This window comes from Williamsia sp. Y853, assembly GCF_056786495.1.
Window position 1 is genome coordinate 378,523 of the sequence record NZ_JBXCJC010000001.1, and the last position, 15,570, is coordinate 394,092.

Annotated in this window: 16 protein-coding genes; 7 read left to right on the forward strand and 9 right to left on the reverse strand. The window is 63.2% G+C overall.

Translation table 11 applies throughout. From position 1 onward, the window contains the following. Positions 1 to 118: 118 nt before the first annotated feature. On the forward strand, positions 119 to 604 hold the full coding sequence (locus AC1TPF_RS01900; RefSeq protein ID WP_482136784.1) for an Lrp/AsnC family transcriptional regulator: 486 nt from the start codon (positions 119 to 121) through the stop codon (positions 602 to 604). A 21-nt stretch (positions 605 to 625) separates the two neighbouring features. Next, complete coding sequence (locus AC1TPF_RS01905) at positions 626 to 1,123, forward strand: hypothetical protein (protein ID WP_482142410.1); 498 nt, start codon at positions 626 to 628, stop codon at positions 1,121 to 1,123. A gap of 7 nt (positions 1,124 to 1,130) precedes the next feature. On the opposite strand, the gene AC1TPF_RS01910 is transcribed toward AC1TPF_RS01905, so the two are convergent. Next, on the reverse strand, positions 1,131 to 1,490 hold the full coding sequence (locus tag AC1TPF_RS01910) for an Rv2640c family ArsR-like transcriptional regulator (protein WP_482136782.1): 360 nt from the start codon (positions 1,488 to 1,490) through the stop codon (positions 1,131 to 1,133). A 178-nt stretch (positions 1,491 to 1,668) separates the two neighbouring features. Here AC1TPF_RS01910 and AC1TPF_RS01915 point away from each other — a divergent pair, with 178 nt between their 5' ends. The 4 genes from AC1TPF_RS01915 (at position 1,669) to AC1TPF_RS01930 (ending at position 4,160) form a co-directional block, all read left to right on the forward strand. Then, complete coding sequence (locus AC1TPF_RS01915) at positions 1,669 to 2,271, forward strand: biotin transporter BioY (RefSeq protein WP_482137312.1); 603 nt, start codon at positions 1,669 to 1,671, stop codon at positions 2,269 to 2,271. After that, positions 2,271 to 2,951 (forward strand): energy-coupling factor ABC transporter ATP-binding protein, encoded by a 681-nt coding sequence (locus AC1TPF_RS01920; RefSeq protein WP_482142411.1) that lies wholly within the window; start codon positions 2,271 to 2,273, stop codon positions 2,949 to 2,951. The genes AC1TPF_RS01915 and AC1TPF_RS01920 overlap by 1 nt, the downstream gene beginning before the upstream one ends. Next, positions 2,948 to 3,556, forward strand: a complete 609-nt coding sequence (locus tag AC1TPF_RS01925; protein WP_482142413.1) for an energy-coupling factor transporter transmembrane component T family protein — start codon at positions 2,948 to 2,950, stop codon at positions 3,554 to 3,556. Before AC1TPF_RS01920 ends, AC1TPF_RS01925 begins: the two co-directional genes overlap by 4 nt. Positions 3,557 to 3,695: 139 nt before the next feature. Further along, entirely contained in the window at positions 3,696 to 4,160 is a 465-nt protein-coding gene (locus AC1TPF_RS01930) for a flavodoxin family protein (RefSeq protein ID WP_482142414.1), read from the forward strand. Between the two features lie 8 nt (positions 4,161 to 4,168). Here the strand turns inward: AC1TPF_RS01930 and AC1TPF_RS01935 are convergent, their stop codons facing one another. The 5 genes from AC1TPF_RS01935 to AC1TPF_RS01955 all read right to left on the reverse strand — a co-directional run bounded on the left by AC1TPF_RS01935 (position 4,169) and on the right by AC1TPF_RS01955 (position 7,630). Then, positions 4,169 to 4,678 carry an RBBP9/YdeN family alpha/beta hydrolase gene (locus AC1TPF_RS01935; RefSeq protein ID WP_482143994.1) on the reverse strand — a complete coding sequence of 170 codons (510 nt, stop codon included), beginning with the start codon at positions 4,676 to 4,678 and terminating at the stop codon, positions 4,169 to 4,171. Between the two features lie 16 nt (positions 4,679 to 4,694). Then, positions 4,695 to 5,663, reverse strand: coding sequence for a zinc-binding dehydrogenase (locus AC1TPF_RS01940; RefSeq protein WP_482142416.1), 969 nt, complete (start codon positions 5,661 to 5,663; stop codon positions 4,695 to 4,697). A 174-nt stretch (positions 5,664 to 5,837) separates the two neighbouring features. Beyond that, positions 5,838 to 6,590: an HNH endonuclease signature motif containing protein gene (locus AC1TPF_RS01945; protein ID WP_482142418.1), complete on the reverse strand. Its 753-nt coding sequence runs from the start codon at positions 6,588 to 6,590 to the stop codon at positions 5,838 to 5,840. Beyond that, complete coding sequence (locus tag AC1TPF_RS01950; RefSeq protein ID WP_482142419.1) at positions 6,587 to 7,096, reverse strand: hypothetical protein; 510 nt, start codon at positions 7,094 to 7,096, stop codon at positions 6,587 to 6,589. Before AC1TPF_RS01950 ends, AC1TPF_RS01945 begins: the two co-directional genes overlap by 4 nt. 177 nt (positions 7,097 to 7,273) lie before the next feature. After that, positions 7,274 to 7,630, reverse strand: a complete 357-nt coding sequence (locus AC1TPF_RS01955; protein WP_482136776.1) for a DoxX family protein — start codon at positions 7,628 to 7,630, stop codon at positions 7,274 to 7,276. Positions 7,631 to 7,845: 215 nt separating this feature from the next. On the opposite strand from AC1TPF_RS01955, the gene AC1TPF_RS01960 reads away from it, so the two are divergent. Then, positions 7,846 to 8,244, forward strand: a complete 399-nt coding sequence (locus AC1TPF_RS01960; RefSeq protein WP_482136775.1) for a VOC family protein — start codon at positions 7,846 to 7,848, stop codon at positions 8,242 to 8,244. Here AC1TPF_RS01960 and AC1TPF_RS01965 read toward each other — a convergent pair. From AC1TPF_RS01965 to pks13, 3 genes are all read right to left on the reverse strand, one after another. Then, the gene (locus AC1TPF_RS01965; RefSeq protein WP_482136774.1) at positions 8,195 to 8,623 is read right to left on the reverse strand and encodes a DUF6632 domain-containing protein; all 429 of its coding nucleotides are present in this window, start codon (positions 8,621 to 8,623) and stop codon (positions 8,195 to 8,197) included. The genes AC1TPF_RS01960 and AC1TPF_RS01965 overlap by 50 nt on opposite strands. 82 nt (positions 8,624 to 8,705) lie before the next feature. Continuing rightward, complete coding sequence (locus AC1TPF_RS01970; protein ID WP_482142420.1) at positions 8,706 to 10,256, reverse strand: acyl-CoA carboxylase subunit beta; 1,551 nt, start codon at positions 10,254 to 10,256, stop codon at positions 8,706 to 8,708. Then, positions 10,249 to 15,567 carry a polyketide synthase Pks13 gene (gene pks13, locus AC1TPF_RS01975; RefSeq protein WP_482142421.1) on the reverse strand — a complete coding sequence of 1,773 codons (5,319 nt, stop codon included), beginning with the start codon at positions 15,565 to 15,567 and terminating at the stop codon, positions 10,249 to 10,251. Before pks13 ends, AC1TPF_RS01970 begins: the two co-directional genes overlap by 8 nt. Positions 15,568 to 15,570: the final 3 nt, after the last annotated feature.

The following is a 15,570-nucleotide window of genomic DNA, read 5'->3' on the forward strand; positions in this document are numbered from 1 at the left end:
CTCCTACCCATAGATGTTGCTTGACTGCATCACGCACAGACTTTCTGCGCAAGCAATGGCCATGAGAGTATGCATTTTGCACACCAGGGCGGTTTCGATGGTTCTCAGCGGAGGCACAATGAGCAGCGGTCACCAGGCCGACCCGATCGACGCGAAGGTGCTCCGCGCCCTCGCCGCCGAGCCACGGGCGACCGTCTTGTCGTTGGCCGAACAGACGGGGTTGTCGCGCAACACGGTTCAGTCCCGGTTGGCGAAGCTGGAATCGAGCGGTGCGCTGCGATCGGTGGAGCGGCGTATCGATCCGGCGGCGCTGGGTTATCCGATGACCGCGTTCATCCTCACCAGCGTGGTGCAGCGCGAATTGACCGCGGTCGGCAAGGCGTTGGACGCCATACCCGAGGTCGTCGAGGTCCACGGACTGAGCGGCGCAACAGATCTGCTGGTCCAGGTGGTCGCGCGGGACGCCGATGACCTCTATCGGATCGCCGGTCAGGTGCTCGACATCGACGGCGTCGAGCGAACGATGACGTCGCTGGTGATGCGCAGACTCGTGGACTACCGCCTCGACCCGCTCCTACAGCGTTTCGAAGGCTCCGACGGCTGATAGCTGCGACACTCGTTGGCGATGCTGACACGACTATCGACTGCGATCTGGCTGCGGTCCGCGCTCCTCGGATTCGGGATCGGGGTGATCTCGGTAATCGCCTGGTATTTCATCACGCCCAACGACTTTTCCGGGAGCACATCGACCGTCCACGTTCCGAGCGGCAAAGACCTCACCCTCGAGATCCCGCTGGTCATCTGGCTGACCCCACCGATCTTTGCGTTCTTCGCGGGGCTTGTCGGATGGGCGATCATTCATTTCACGGGGGACACGAACCCGGCGACCCGCAGCGAGGTGCTGAGCGTCGTGACCGTGGTCGGCTGCACACTCGCGGGCGCTGCCATCCTCGGCACCGTGTGGATGGTCCCGCACAACGCCAAACTCATCGAGGGCGACACGGGATACCTACCCGATGTCGGATTCGGCTGGGCCTACCTGTTCCCTATCGCCGGGTTCGCCGTCGGAGTGATGCTCGCCGGCAACATCCGCCATCCCGATGAGGACAACGACGAAGTCTGACCGGGGCTCATCGACAACAGTCGGGATCCAGCACACCACGCAGGGCGTTCAACGCATCCGGGTGCGCGGTGTAGAAGACATTCATGCCCCGCCGAGACGACTGCACCATGCCCGCCTTCCTGAGCTGACCGAGGTGGTGACTGACCGTCGCCTCAGACAATCCGAGCAGCGCGGCCAGATTCGACGTGCACGCCTCACCGCTGTCGGCGGTCAACAGGATCGACATCAACTTGATCCGGACGGGGTCGGCCAGCGCCTTGAGTCGGAGCGCGATCTCCAGTGCGTCGTCATCTGTCACCGGGGCCGCGGACACCGGCGCGCAGCAGATCGGCGAAGTGGTGTCGATGACCGGTAGCGCCTTGGGCATGGTTTCCACAGTAACCTTGTTCCGTGACATATGTCTAAAAGGTGACGGTCAGAAAACCGGACACCACGCCGATCCGTAGTATCACCACCGAAATCGCATTCATTCGGAGCTGACGTACCCCGGATGCAGCATCCGGCGTCCCACAGCACGAGGTATTACCGTGACATCAGATATGACCATGCCCGTCGACGGGCAACCACGCCGGATAGCCGTCGGTCTGACCGTGCGCGATCTCGCGCAGGCAGCTGTTTTCGCGGCCCTCATCGCGGCGTTGGGCTTACCCGGAACGATCACGCTCGGCAGCAGCGGCGTACCGATCACACTGCAGACGCTCGGCGTGATGCTTGCCGGCGCCATCCTGGGTTGGCGCAAGGGTGCGCTCGCGGTCCTCATCTTCAGCGCGCTCGCCATCTGTGGACTGCCCATCCTGGCCGGCGGCCGGACCGGGCTCGTGTCGCTGACCTCCCCGACTGCCGGATTCTTCATCGGGTGGCTGCCCGCGGTCGTCGTCATCGGCCTGCTGACTGCCGCGATGATGCCCAAGTACCGGGTCATCCCGGGATTTGTCATCAACGTCATCGGCGGGCTCGGCGTCATCTACCTCTTCGGCACGATCGGGCTGATGATCCGCGCCGACATGACGTGGTGGGCCGCACTGAGCACCAATGGCATCTACGTGACCGGCGACCTCGCCAAGGCCGCCGCCACCGCACTCGTCGCCCGGCAGGTCCATCGCGGATATCCGGGGTTGATCACTCCGCTGCGTCTGCTGCGACGGTGATGACGGGGATAACCTTCCGAGGCGTCAGCCACGCCTACGCAGATCGAGCGGTACTTCACGACGTCGACCTCGAGTTGACGCAGCGGCGGATCGGGATCGTCGGGTCCAACGGCAGCGGGAAATCCACGCTCGCCCGGATGATCAACGGTCTGGTCATCCCCGACAGCGGAACCGTCGAGGTCAACGGCCTCGACACCCGACGCAAAACCCGCGCGATCCGCAAAGAGGTCGGGTTCGTCTTCACCGATCCGGACCGCCAGATCATCATGCCGACCGTCGGCGAAGACGTGGCGCTGTCGCTGTCGCGAGGGAAGCTGTCGAAGGCGCAGGTCGCCGAGCGGGTCGGCGAGGTGCTCGCACGATTCGGATTGGCCGGGCACGCCGATCATCCCGCCCAGAAGCTCTCCGGCGGCCAGAAGCAGTTGTTGGCGTTGGCGTCGATACTCGTCACCGAACCGTCGATCATCGTGGCCGACGAGCCCACCACGCTGCTCGACCTTCGCAACAGCGCGATGATCCGTGGCGTCTTCGCCGGACTTGAGCAGCAGCTGATCGTGGTCAGCCACGACCTCGAATTGCTGTCAGATTTCGACCGGGTGATCGCGATCGACGACGGCCGCGTTGTCGCCGACGGCCCTCCCGGGGAAGCCATCCCGCACTATCGAACGCTGATGGCATGAGCAACGCACTCGGCGTCTACCAACCCGGGAACTCGCCCATCCATCGTCTGCCCGCGGGATTCAAACTCCTTGCCCTTGGTGTTGTGGTGATCACGATGACCGCCCTGATCAACACCCCCGAGCGACTGCCATTCGGGATCATCCTCGTTGCCGCAGTATTCGTTGTCGCCCGGTTGCGGATGCGGGTCGTGCTGGCCTCGCTGCGGCCCCTGTTCTGGGTTGTGTTGATGATCTTTGTCTTTCAGCTCATCTTCGCCACCTGGGAGCGAGCACTGGTCGTCTGCGGCGTCATGATCCTGTCGGTGGCCCTGGCCATCGCGGTCTCACTGACCACCCGCACCATGGACATGCTGGCCGCGTTGACCCGCATGTTCACGCCGCTGCAGCGATTCGGATTCCGTCCCGATCGGATGGCTTTGGTTCTGGCCCTTGCGATTCGGTCGATCCCCCTCATGGTCGAACTCGTCACCCAGGTCGACGAGGCCCGTCGCGCACGCGGTTTAAAATTCATGCCACATCGGCTTGCCGTGCCGGTGGTTCTGGGTGCACTGCACACCGCCGATCACTTCGCCGATGCGCTGTCGGCCCGCGGGCTCGATCAGTAGATCGACCGAGATGAACTCGGCCACAATTCGGCTGTGCTGAGGCCCGATCAGGCATAAGTTGGCACCAGCCAACGGTCGACACCGGAGTCGCGATGAGCCCACAGGTGGTCATACTCGGCCCGAGACAGGGAGTAAAGCCGTGAAGACCATCATCGTGTGCTCTTCGAAATCGCACGGGAACACCAGGGCGGTCGCCGAAGCCATCGGTGGCGTGCTCGACGCACGTATCCTTCGTCCCGAACAGGCGACGCCCGCGGAACTGGCCACCGCCGATCGAATCGGATTCGGCTCGGGAGTCTATTGGATGGCACTCGATCCGCAACTGATCACAAGCGCGGAGACACTTCCCGACATGACGGGTCGTGAGGCGTTTGTCTTCGCCACCAGCGGCCTACCACAGCCACCTTTCCGCCCCTACCTCCGAAACTTCACAAACCTTCTGGAAGACAAAGGGTTCCGCACCGCTGGTACATTCTCGTGTCGAGGCCTCGACACGATGGGCCCGTTCAAACTTATCGGCGGAGTCAACAAGAACCGCCCCAGCATCAATGACCTCTCTGCCGCGACGGCTTTCGCCAGGAAACTACTCAACAACGCTCCCTGATACCGCGATCACCACCGAGCCAGAGCATCTGCGGCGATCGTGTCGACCACCCCGCGAAACTGGTGCCCACCAGAGGGATGCTCGTGGACCCGAGCCGAGGGTAGCCGCGCCGCGTTCATCGCCAGATGAGCGAACGGCACCACCTCATCGTCGTGGCAGTGGTGCAGCGAAATCGATTGAACCGGTTCAGGTCCATCGAACGCGTACTCCGCGACGTCCCATCCCGCCGGACTCCAGTCCGGCATCGCCAGCAGCGACGCCCGGGACGGGATCGGTCGCGCTTCCTCGGCCAGCACCCGGAGTAGCACCGACGCGCCGAAGGAATGCGCGATCAACAGATCCCCCGCACCAGTCACGGAAACCATGCGCCGCACCGGGGCCGCCCACACCTCGAACGACATGTCGTCTTCGGGGATGTGCGGCATGTCCACAGCGGCGCCGACCGCCGCGCCGAGACTGTCTGCCAGTTCGCGGTCGTCGAAATAGCCGCCTGCACCATGGATGAACCGAAGCCACATCGTCACAAACAACTCCTCACGGGACCAAAACAGTCCGAGTTCTGCTGGAATCAGTGTTCGCCCAGGCATTTTCGACTTCCACAAGCGGCTGAGCACGGACACTGATCTCGAGTTTTCCCGTGCTGATCACGTCGACGAGCGACGGGAGTTCTGCCATGTATCCGGCTGGGGAAACCGAACCCTGACCGTTGCCGAGAATCCGAAGATTCGACGCTCGAAGGATCGCCGACGGAAGCTCGATGGTCGCACCCGCGACTGCTCCGATCTGAATCCAGTCGAGGGCTTTGCTGCGGTCGTCGCGACCCATCATGAGCGGCGTCATCGTCTGCTGCGCGGGCGCACCCCAGAGGTAGTCGAGGACGATGTCGACGTCCACGCCGGCGGCGGCGATCTCGGCACCGGCCTCGGCCCCGTCCGCAGCCAGCGGAACGAGTACGTCGGCACCGAGGCTCCCGAGCTCTTCGAGGCGAGACCGGTTGCGCGCAACTGCAATCACTCGTGCGGCACCGAGCAATTTGGCCACCTGCACGGCCATCGAACCGGCATTGCCGGTTGCCCCGAAGACCATCACCGTGCTGCCCGGCTGCATCGAGACCCGACTGCGCAGTGCCACCCAGGACGACATCGCCGGATTCATGCCGGCAGCAACCTGCAGGATGTCAGCGTCGGACGGCAGCCGGATCGTGCGGCTCATATCGATCACCGCCTTCTCTGCCATCGGCCCCGGCATCTTGCCATCGGCCAAAAAGAAGACGGTGCCACCGCTGGGGAGCCTGCCGACGCCGTCGACACCCGGGATCATCGGCAATTCCCCGGTGCTGGTGTAGTGCTTTCCGGAAGCACCCGACCGTACTCGCGGATGCAGTCCCACAGCGAGGACGTCAACAAGCTGATGATCCGGCCCAGGAACCGCCGGAACCTCGAACTCCCGATAATGCGGAGGCTCCTCAAACGACGTGACGACAGCGGCATGCATGGTTGCCATGGGCCGCACCTCGATTCGCGTATCGATGTGCCCCACAGCGTACGCGGCTCACGTCGCGAGGCACCCGATATGGGCATCGGCGCCAATGCCTCACACTATGAAGTTGTCAAAGGTCTTGCAGTACACAGGGTTCAGCCTGTGTTGCTCGGTCTTGCGGTTCGGTGCCCCGCCGTCTTATGCGGCGGTGAGTTTGGTGGTCAGGGTGCGGCGGGCGTGGGATCGTAGTTCGGTGGTGGTGCCGGGCGCGATGAACCACGGATGGCCGTCGTGGCCCAGGAACACGGTCCAACCGTGGTGGTGGATGTAGCGGTGGTGTCGGCGGCAGAGTAGGACCATGTTGGTCAGGCTGGTGGTGCCGCCGTTGCGCCAGAAGTCGAGGTGGTGGGCGTCGGTGTAGACCGCGGCGCAGCCGCATCCAGGGAACGCACACCCCTGATCGCGGGCGATCAACGCTTTGCGGATCGCGGGGGTGACGGTGCGTTGGTCGCGTCCGACATCGAGTGGCACCGACTCACTGTCGAGCAGGATCTTGGTGATCACCGAATCACAGGCCACCATCTGGGCGGTGGGTGCTGAGGCGGGGCCGGTCCATTCGAATTTTGGCACCATGGCCGGCGGTGTGGGACCTGGGATACCGCGCAGCTGCAGTTGTTGCAGATATTCCGGCGAGACTGTCACCGTCACATGTGGTTTCGCCCCGCCCCGGGTTGGCCGGTCTTCCTGATCGAAATACGAATCCAGCAATCGTTCCAGAGCATCAGCCCGGATTTGGCCTGTGCTCCGCGGATCCGGCGAGCCGTCGGGTTCAGGTACCGGCCTGCACAGTGGATCCAGTGCCACCGCCAGCTTTTCGCCGAGCAGACTATCGAGATCGCGGGTGCCGTGGGTGCGGCCGTCATCGCCGGTTCCGAATGACAACTCGTTCAAATCATGGTTTTCGGCGGCGACAACACCAACGCCATATGCCGTGCCCGTACCGATACTGCCGCCGGCGTCCCCATCAACGCTTCGGTTAGCAGTCCGCGCTCACAATCAGACCGGTCAGTAGCCGGGAGGTCTGGATTGCGACGCTCAATATGATGGAGCCCCTTCACAATCGCATCCACGTGCTCACCGGATAGTTGTCCGTCGATTCCATAATCGGCAATCGACGGAATGCCGCTGAGTGCCTTACCTACTCGCACATACCGGTGCGCGACGGTCGGCGCGACACCTGCGTCCCGTAATAGTTTGGCTGTGGACCCCACGCCTTTCTTCTGCGCGATCCGACGCTTATCGAGTTCACCGGCCAGACGGAAAAGTATCTGCTCCACAACATGATTGAGTCGAATAACTGCCACCGTTCGTGAAGATACCTGCGCATCATCACCGGCGACCAAAGCCGCATCCCCAGCCAGATCGGACAACCTGGCGAACGTTCCCCCGAACTCCATGGCTCAACAGTACGGCCCGAACCCTGTTCGCACAAGCTTTCGAATGAACTAATTCGGTTGCACTGCACTATATTTCGTGACACTCAGGTTCGCGACCCATCAGTGTAACGAGGGGGTCCGACAACGCCGAGTTCATCGCGAGATGGCGAATGGTACGACCGCGCCACAACAACGCTGTCACCAGGGCCCGTGGTAGATCAGACCCAGGGTGAGGACAGCGACCGCGGTTACGAGAAACACGATCCCGCCCACGATGTCGCGGGAACCCACTCGCAGGTGGGCTGCGATTGCGCCGATGAAATACAGGACGAGGCCGGCAGCGGCGAGATTTCCGAGCAGTGGCACAGCGAGTCCCGCCAACAGTCCCACTGTGCCCGCCGCCAGCAACACACCTAGGACCGGCACATACTTCCGGGGAATGCCCTTCATGTCCGCCTGGGTTTTGGGGTATTCATGGCCGATCAGATAGGTGACGGCGGCCGCACCATTGAACAGCACACCGAGAACGGTGACCGTGACGAAGGCAATGAACACGCTATCTCCGATCTAGGTGACCGAGCCCGGGACCCACAGCCTGTTGGCACCGGATAATTCGCGGCCGCGACCGCTGCGGCGGAGTATCCAGCAACCAGCGTCCTACCGGGCATCAAATCATGAACCGCTTTTCGTTTCACCGACCGACATCCCATCGTTCAGGTAACCTCGTACACCATACGATGTTATTTTGGACCGCAACCGAAAGGCTCACCGTGAAAATCACCGGCACCGCACTGTCCCTCAATGTCGACGACATCAAGGCCTCCGCGTCGTTTGCGCAGGATCACTTCGGGTTCACAGAGGCGATGTCCGCCGACGGGTTCGTCTCGCTGGCTCACCCGGACGCGGGATTCAACATGATCTTCCTGAAAACAGGCCTGGAGACGTTCAAGCCGGCATCGATAGCCGGCGCCGCAGGTCAGGGCATGTTGCTGGCGTTCGAGGTCGAAGACATCGACACCGAATACGCCCGGATCGAAGCCGCGGGCGCCCAGGTCGTCACGGCACCGGAAACCGAACCATGGGGTGAGCGGTACTGCCAGTTCTCCGATCCCAACGGAATCATCTGGCAGCTGGTGCAGTGGGTCCAGTCGGGTGAACCCGTCGACTGAGCCCAGCTGACACCAACAGAACCGACAACACGACAGCGACCAGAAGCAGTGCCGCGACATCTCCCCACAGGTGCCCCATGTCGTGGCCGCTGCCGAAGGACTGCACCGCCATGATCGCGGCGTGGACGAAGCTCGAACAAACCGTGAACCAGATCAGGCTGACGTTGGCCTCCGGACGCCGGGCCGCGTTCCAGAGGAAAACGCCCAGCGTCACATACAGGCCGACGATCATCATGAAGTAGTCGGACTCATGCGGAGCACCGTGATGCCACGCCCACCCCGACGGCCACACCTGCGCCAGTGGATAGAGCAAAACCATCACCGTGCCGAAGACGACCAGCGCGATCCGAAGCAGTTTGTAACTGTAAGACGATTCCATTGCGCACTCCACGACGTATGGGAAGGCGATCGTGGAATCACAGTACGTCGAGCAGCCGGAGTTGCAGGCGCGATCGGAAACGTCAGATCGGCATCAGGAAGTGCTTGCGCGGTGTCCGCAGAACATGCTTGTCCTTGAGCTGCGCCAACGCCCGCCGGAGTTCGAGGCGGGTGTTGGCCGGCTCGATGACAGCATCGATGTATCCGCGCTCGGCCGCCAGGTACGGCGTGGCCATGGCGGTGTTGTAGAAGTCGATGAAGTCCTTACGGATCTTCGCGGCGTCTTCCGGCGTGGCGTTCTCGGTTTGCTTGCGCGTCAGGACCGCAGCCGCCGACTCCGCACCCATCACCGCGATCTTGGCCGTCGGCCACGCAAAGTTGAGGTCGGCGCCGAGCTGCTTGCTGCCCATCACCGCGTACGCACCGCCGTAGGCCTTGCGCAGCACCACGGTGATCTTCGGTACGTCGGCTTCGACGTAGGCGTAGAGGAATCGACCCGACCGGCGGATCGTGCCCTTACGCTCCTCTTCCAGACCAGGCAGGATGCCTGGTGTATCAACCAAGAAGATCAGCGGAATGTTGTAGGCGTTGCAGATCCGCACGAAGCGAGCGGCCTTCTCCGACGAATCCGTGTCGAGCACACCGGACAACACGTTGGGCTGGTTGGCGACAACGCCCACCGAGGTTCCATCGATACGGGCGAAACCGGTGACGATGTTGGGCGCGAACAGGTCGGCAACCTCATGGAACGCACCGTCATCGAACACCCTCATGATGATGTCGCGGATGTCATAGCTGGCGTTGTCGCTATCGGGCAGGAAGGTGTTGAGCGATAGGTCGCTGTCGGTGACCTCGGGCTCCATGCCCGGATTGATGATCGGCGCGCGCTCGTAGCAGGTCGACGGCATGTACTCGAGGTACTCGCGAACCCAATCGAAGGCACCCTGCTCGTCGTCGGCCAGGTGATGGATGTTGCCCCACGCCGCCTGGTTGTACGAGCCACCCAGGTCTTCGGGCGAAACATCTTCGCCGGTCACCTGTTTGAGCACGTCTGGACCGGTGACAAACATGAAGCTCTGGTCTTTGACGCCCACCAGGATGTCGGTGTTGGCCGGGCTGTAGACAGCACCACCGGCGCACTTCCCGAGGATGACCGAGACCTGCGGGGCCATGCCGGACAAGAGGTCGCTACGACGACCCATCTCGGCGTACCAGGCCAGCGAGGTGACCGCGTCCTGAATGCGAGCGCCTGCCGAGTCGTTGATGCCGACCATGGGGCAACCAACTTTGGCCGCCCACTCCATGATCGCCGCCACCTTGCGGCCGAACATCTCACCGACGGTTCCGCCGAACACGGCTTGATCGTGCGAAAAGGCTGCCACCGGACGGCCGTTGACCATTCCGTGGCCGGTGACGACACCGTCGCCGTATCCGCTCTCGGCGGCACCCGGCATCTTGGCCAGCTGACCGATCTCCACGAACGTGCCCGGATCGAACAGCATGTTCAACCGGTCACGCGGCGAGCCGATCCCCTTCGCTGCCCGCTTGGCGACAGCCCGCTCCCCACCGGGTTCTTTTGCAGCCTCGAGCTTTTCGCGGAGTTCTTTGAGTTTGCCTGCGGTCGTGTCAGTCACTCTTGTCACTTTCCTGCGAGAGCTCGTCCAACCGAGTGGTCAGATCGGCACCAATTTTTCCGATGTAAGGCTCATCGACGATCGAGAGGTGGTCGCCGCCGACGTGGATGATCTCGAGGTCGTCCACGACCTCGCCCCATCGCCCGTCCTCGTCGATGTGCGCCCACTGCGGCTCGAGATCGATTGCACCTTCGTGCATCCGGTCGGCGCGGTAGAGCACAACCTTGCCGTCGAATCGTGTCGGCTCGACGGTTGTCAGAGCACGGTTGTCGAGGAAGCTGGTGCGCTGATGCTCGATGATGCCGCCGGGGATCTTGGCGTCACTCATCGAAAGCATCTCCATGATGATGCGGAACTGGCCCTCATCGTCGGCATCCACCAGGCGGTCCATCGGCAACGGCGCATCGTCGAGACCGTATGTGCGCTTGGCGAAGTCGTAGTAACGCTCCAGCCGGGCACGCTTGGCTTCCGGGGTATCGAGGATCGGCTCAGACGGGCGGACCACGTCGATCAGGCCCACAAATGCGACCTCGTTGCCCTGCTCGACCAGCATCTGCGCGCAACCATAGGCAAGCGCTCCACCGAGCGACCAGCCCACGAGCGTGTACGGCCCCTCGGGCTGAACCTCTTTGAGCTTCGGGTAGTACTGCTTGACGCGCTCTTCGATAGTGCCCTCGACACGATCGAAACCGATCACGGGCACATCTTCAGGGAGCTTCTTGAGCAACTGTTCGTAGGCCGCAGTCGATCCACCCGCCGGATGGAACACCAGAACCGGTTTACGGTCGGTCTTTTCGGGAGTCCGCAGGTACCGGACGAATCCGTCGACCAGGCCACCTTCGAGGTGCTCGCGCACGTAATTCGACATCGTCTCGATGTTCTCGGCGTCGATGACATCCTCGACGTCGAGCTCACCGCCTGCCCGTTCGGACAGACGCGCGGTCAGCTTCTCGGCGGTCTCGTCGTCGAGCACCGGCAGCGGATTGAAGATTCCACCGGCCGACTTGCCCGTGACCACAGCCCACACACCAAATGTCAGGCGCTCGGCGGCATCTCGCGGCGGCACATCGGCGCCGGCAGCGGCAGCAACTTCGGCCTGACTCTTCAGGTTCGCCGGTGCGGCTGCTGCGGGTTGAGTAACAGCTGCGGCAGGCGCGGCCTGCGGGGACACCGTCACCGGAGCAACCTTGGATTCAGGCTCTGGCTGTGGCTCGGGTTCGGGCTGTGGTTCGGTTTCGCTCTCCGACGGGTCGGAGTTGATGAGCTCAGCCAGTGCGGCAGTGTCGAGTTCGCCCTGCCCTTCGGCCTGAGCGGCGAGCGCCTGCACTTCTTCGCGATGTTCGACGGCGTAGGTGACGAACTTGACCACATCTTGCAGGTTGGCCTCACGCATCGCCTGCAGTTGCAGTTGCGGGATGTCGAACTCCCACTCGGCGCGGTTCTTGATCCGCATCGCCATCAGCGAATCGAGACCCAACTCGATCAGCGGAATCTCGCGGGGTAGATCCTCGGCCTCGTAACCCATCGACTCGGCCACGATGTGGGCCAGCCGATCATCAATGCTCTCACCGGAGTTCGGATCCCAGCGGGCCCCGATCTCGTCACTGACCTCGGGGTCGGTGACAACGGTGTTGTCGACGAAGCCCGAGTTCTTTGCAGCGTCGGCCGCATTCGACAGTGCAGGCACCGGCGGCGCGACAGACGCACCGGAGGTGACCACTGCATCGAGCAACAATCGGAATGACGTGCCCTCGGCGGCATGGACCTGCAGTCCGGCACCACCGGGATGCGGTGCGAGCGTGGTGGTCAGAGTCGTTGCTCCCACGGGCTCGCCGTAAGGCACCACCGCGGTGACCTTCACGTCGGAAAGCACTTGGTCAGCAGCAGCTTTCACCAGCTCGGTCAGATCGGTTGCGGCCGACGCCGAGACCTGCCAGACGTGGCGGCCATCGGGTAGCGCAACGTGCGAGCCGGGGATACGACCCTCACCGGAACCGCCGGAAATCGACGCGGTCAGCCAGTAGGGCTTGCGCTCGAAGCGGGTCCGCGGGATGGCGGCGAAGTCGCCTTGTCCGAACAGGGTTCCGACATCCACCGGATGCCCGTGCACGTAGAGCTTCATCAGCGCATTGATCACGCCGTAGCTCTCGTCTTCTTTGCGACGCAGCGTTTCGATCAGTTCGGCATCGTGGATACCGGCACCGAAGGTCACTGCGGCGACGGAGATCAGAACAGCTGGGTTCGGTGCCAGCTCCACAAACGTGGTGTGGCCGTTCTCAACAGCTTTCGACACGGCCTGGGAGAACCAGACACTGTGCCGCAGCCCCTTGGTCCAGTATTCGACGGCGTGCACCGGGTCGCTGCCCGGGCGGTAGAACTCTTCGCGGTCCACCGAGCTGTAGAAGCCGATCTTCGGCGACATCGGCTCGATTCCGGTGAGCTCGTACGCGAGTTCGCCGAGCAGCGGGTCGGTCTGGGACGTGTGGCTCGCACCCTTGGTCGCCAGTTTGCGGCCGAGTTTTCCTTCGCTTTCGGCGCGCGCGACGATGGCGTCCACCTGGGACTCCGGTCCACCGATCACGGTGTGGGTCGGCGCGGCATAGACGCAGATCTCAAGATCCGGGTAGTCGGCGAGCACGTCGGTGATGTCATCGGCGCTGTACTCCACCAGTGCCATCAGCCGGATGTTGTCGCCGGTCAGCGTCGCCTCGGCCTCACCCATCAGGCGCGAACGCTGGCAGATGACGCGCACGGCATCACCCAGCGACAATCCGCCGGTGATGTAGGCGCCTGCCGCTTCACCCATCGAATGTCCGACCACCACACCGGCATCGGCGCCGTGATGTCGGAGCAACTCGGCCAGGCCGATCTGGATGGTGAAGATGCCGATCTGTGAGGTCTCGATCTCGTAATTGACCGAATCGTCGAGGAACTGCTCGACGATCGAGTAACCGAGTTCGTCTTCGATCAGCTTGTCGACCTTGTCGACCGCCGCAGCGAAGATCGGGTTCTCCGTGTAGAGCTGCTTGGCCATCTTGCGATGCTGCGAGCCGAAACCGGACAGCAACCAGACGGCAGACGCCGGATCCGGTGCGTCACAGGTGTAGACGATGGGCGAGTTCTTGCTGTCGGCGATCGCGCGCATGCCCTTGAGTGCATCTTCGTGGCTGCGTGCCATCACCACCGAGCGCGTACGCCCGTGGTTGCGGTGGGCCAGGGTACGGCCGATGTCTGCCAGCGGTGTGCCCTTGGCCTCATCGGTCTCCAGCCAGTCGGCCAGATCGGCGGCGGCCTTGCGGCGGCGCGACGGTACGAATCCTGAGACAACAAGCGGGACAACCGAACCCTCGACCGCACAGGGGGCGAATCCCTCGGTCGGATCGACCTCCGCCACCGCGGTCTCCGCGACCTTCGTGGCCGCGGCCAACTGACCGAGCGCAGCACGCTCGGCCTCGGTCATGAATTCTTCGTCGTCATCATCGAGGAAGTCGTCGACAATCGCCTGTGCGGCAACTGGTTCAGCGTCTTCGACAACGGGCTCCGCGAGATCTTCCGGAGTGACTTCCCGGACCACGACGTGCGCGTTGGTACCGCCGAATCCGAACCCGGAGACACCGGCCACCGCGTGTCCCGAATACCGCGGCCAATCGGTGGCCTCCGGGATCACGTTCAGGTGCAGCGCATCGAATTGGATGTACGGGTTGGGGCCTGCGTAGTTCAGCGACGGCGGCAGTTTGTTCTCGCCAAGCGCCAGAACAACTTTGATGAGTCCGGCGGCGCCTGCGGCAGCTTCGAGGTGACCGAAGTTGGTCTTCACCGAACCGAGCAGAGCCGGCTTGTCGGCCTCGCGACCCTTACCGACCACGCGGCCGAGCGCGTCGGCCTCGATCGGATCACCGAGGATCGTTCCGGTGCCGTGGGCCTCGATGTAGTCGACATCGCGCGGATTGATCGCGGCATCGGTGTACGCACTGCGCAGCACCTGAACCTGCGCCTCGGGGTTCGGGGCGGGCAGTCCGTTGGAGCGTCCATCGGAGTTGACCGCCGAGCCCGCGACCACGGCCAGCACCTTGTCGCCGTCCCGGCGAGCATCGGAGAGCCTTTTGAGGACGACCAGTCCGCCACCCTCGGCACGGATCATGCCGTCGGCATCAGACGAAAAGGCTTTGATCCGGCCATCTTTCGACTGCACGCCCAACGAATCGAAGCCGAGTGTCGCAGCGGGGGTGATGAGCATGTTCACGCCACCGGCAAGCGCCACATCCGACTCGCCGGATCGCAGGCTCCGCACGGCCTGATGGACCGCGACCAGCGACGACGAGCAGGCGGTGTCGAGGGCAATCGACGGCCCCCGGAAATCGAAGTAGTACGAAACCCGTCCGGCCACAATGGAAGTGGATGTTCCGGTGAGGGCGTACGCGGCGGTCTCGCCCGCGCCTTCCGGATCGGAGACGGCAAGCATCTGGTAATCGTTGGTGGAACTGCCGATGAAGACACCGACCTGACCACCCTTGAGGTCGCTGGCCGGGATGTGAGCGTGCTCGAGCGCCTCCCACGTCAGCTCCAGCGCCAGGCGCTGCTGCGGATCGACCATCTCGACCTCGCGCGGCGACATCTGGAAGAAATCGGCGTCAAAGCCCTTGACGTCGTCGAGGTAGCCACCATTGAGGTTCGCCTCCGCGAGGACCTTCGCAATGCGGGGTTCGGACTTGAACTCCGTCCAGCGATCCTCCGGCAGTCCACCGACACCATCGCGCCCGTTGATCAACAGATCCCACGTCGACTCCGGTGTGTGCCCGGCCTTCGGAAAACGCGTTGCCACACCGACGATGGCGATATCGTCGTCGGCGCCACGTACCCGCTGATAACGCTCGGCATCATCATCGTCATCGAGACCCTCATCAGGATCGCCCTCGATGATGCGCTTCGCCAACGACGCAATGGTCGGATGCTGGTAGGCAACCGTGGCCGTCAGGATCACACCGGTCTTGTCCTCGATGTCACCCGACAACGCGACCGCATCCCGCGACGACAGACCGAACTCTTCCATCGGCCGGTCATCCGATACCTGATCAAGCGGCAGCCCGGTGGTGTCGGAGACCCAGCCGCGCAGCCACTCACGCAGCTCCGAGACCGTCATGTCCCCGGCCTTCTCGTCATCATGGAGCGCGGCACCCGAATCGGTGTCCGACCCCACCGGCGACACGTCAATGTCACCGTCTGAATGCGAGCCGTCTCCCGGCCCGAAACTGGAGCCCGGCAATTTGTCATCCGAGTTCAAAGCGCCGGGCTCGCTATTCAGTTCAGGCATCGG

Coding starts and splice junctions, on each gene's coding strand:
- AC1TPF_RS01900 (WP_482136784.1), top strand. CDS start 119: ATGAGCAGCGGTCACCAGGCCGACCCGATCGACGCGAAGGTGCTCCGC.
- AC1TPF_RS01905 (WP_482142410.1), top strand. CDS start 626: ATGCTGACACGACTATCGACTGCGATCTGGCTGCGGTCCGCGCTCCTC.
- AC1TPF_RS01910 (WP_482136782.1), bottom strand. CDS start 1,490: ATGCCCAAGGCGCTACCGGTCATCGACACCACTTCGCCGATCTGCTGC.
- AC1TPF_RS01915 (WP_482137312.1), top strand. CDS start 1,669: ATGCCCGTCGACGGGCAACCACGCCGGATAGCCGTCGGTCTGACCGTG.
- AC1TPF_RS01920 (WP_482142411.1), top strand. CDS start 2,271: ATGACGGGGATAACCTTCCGAGGCGTCAGCCACGCCTACGCAGATCGA.
- AC1TPF_RS01925 (WP_482142413.1), top strand. CDS start 2,948: ATGAGCAACGCACTCGGCGTCTACCAACCCGGGAACTCGCCCATCCAT.
- AC1TPF_RS01935 (WP_482143994.1), bottom strand. CDS start 4,678: ATGTGGCTTCGGTTCATCCATGGTGCAGGCGGCTATTTCGACGACCGC.
- AC1TPF_RS01940 (WP_482142416.1), bottom strand. CDS start 5,663: ATGGCAACCATGCATGCCGCTGTCGTCACGTCGTTTGAGGAGCCTCCG.
- AC1TPF_RS01950 (WP_482142419.1), bottom strand. CDS start 7,096: ATGGAGTTCGGGGGAACGTTCGCCAGGTTGTCCGATCTGGCTGGGGAT.
- AC1TPF_RS01965 (WP_482136774.1), bottom strand. CDS start 8,623: ATGGAATCGTCTTACAGTTACAAACTGCTTCGGATCGCGCTGGTCGTC.
- pks13 (WP_482142421.1), bottom strand. CDS start 15,567: ATGCCTGAACTGAATAGCGAGCCCGGCGCTTTGAACTCGGATGACAAA.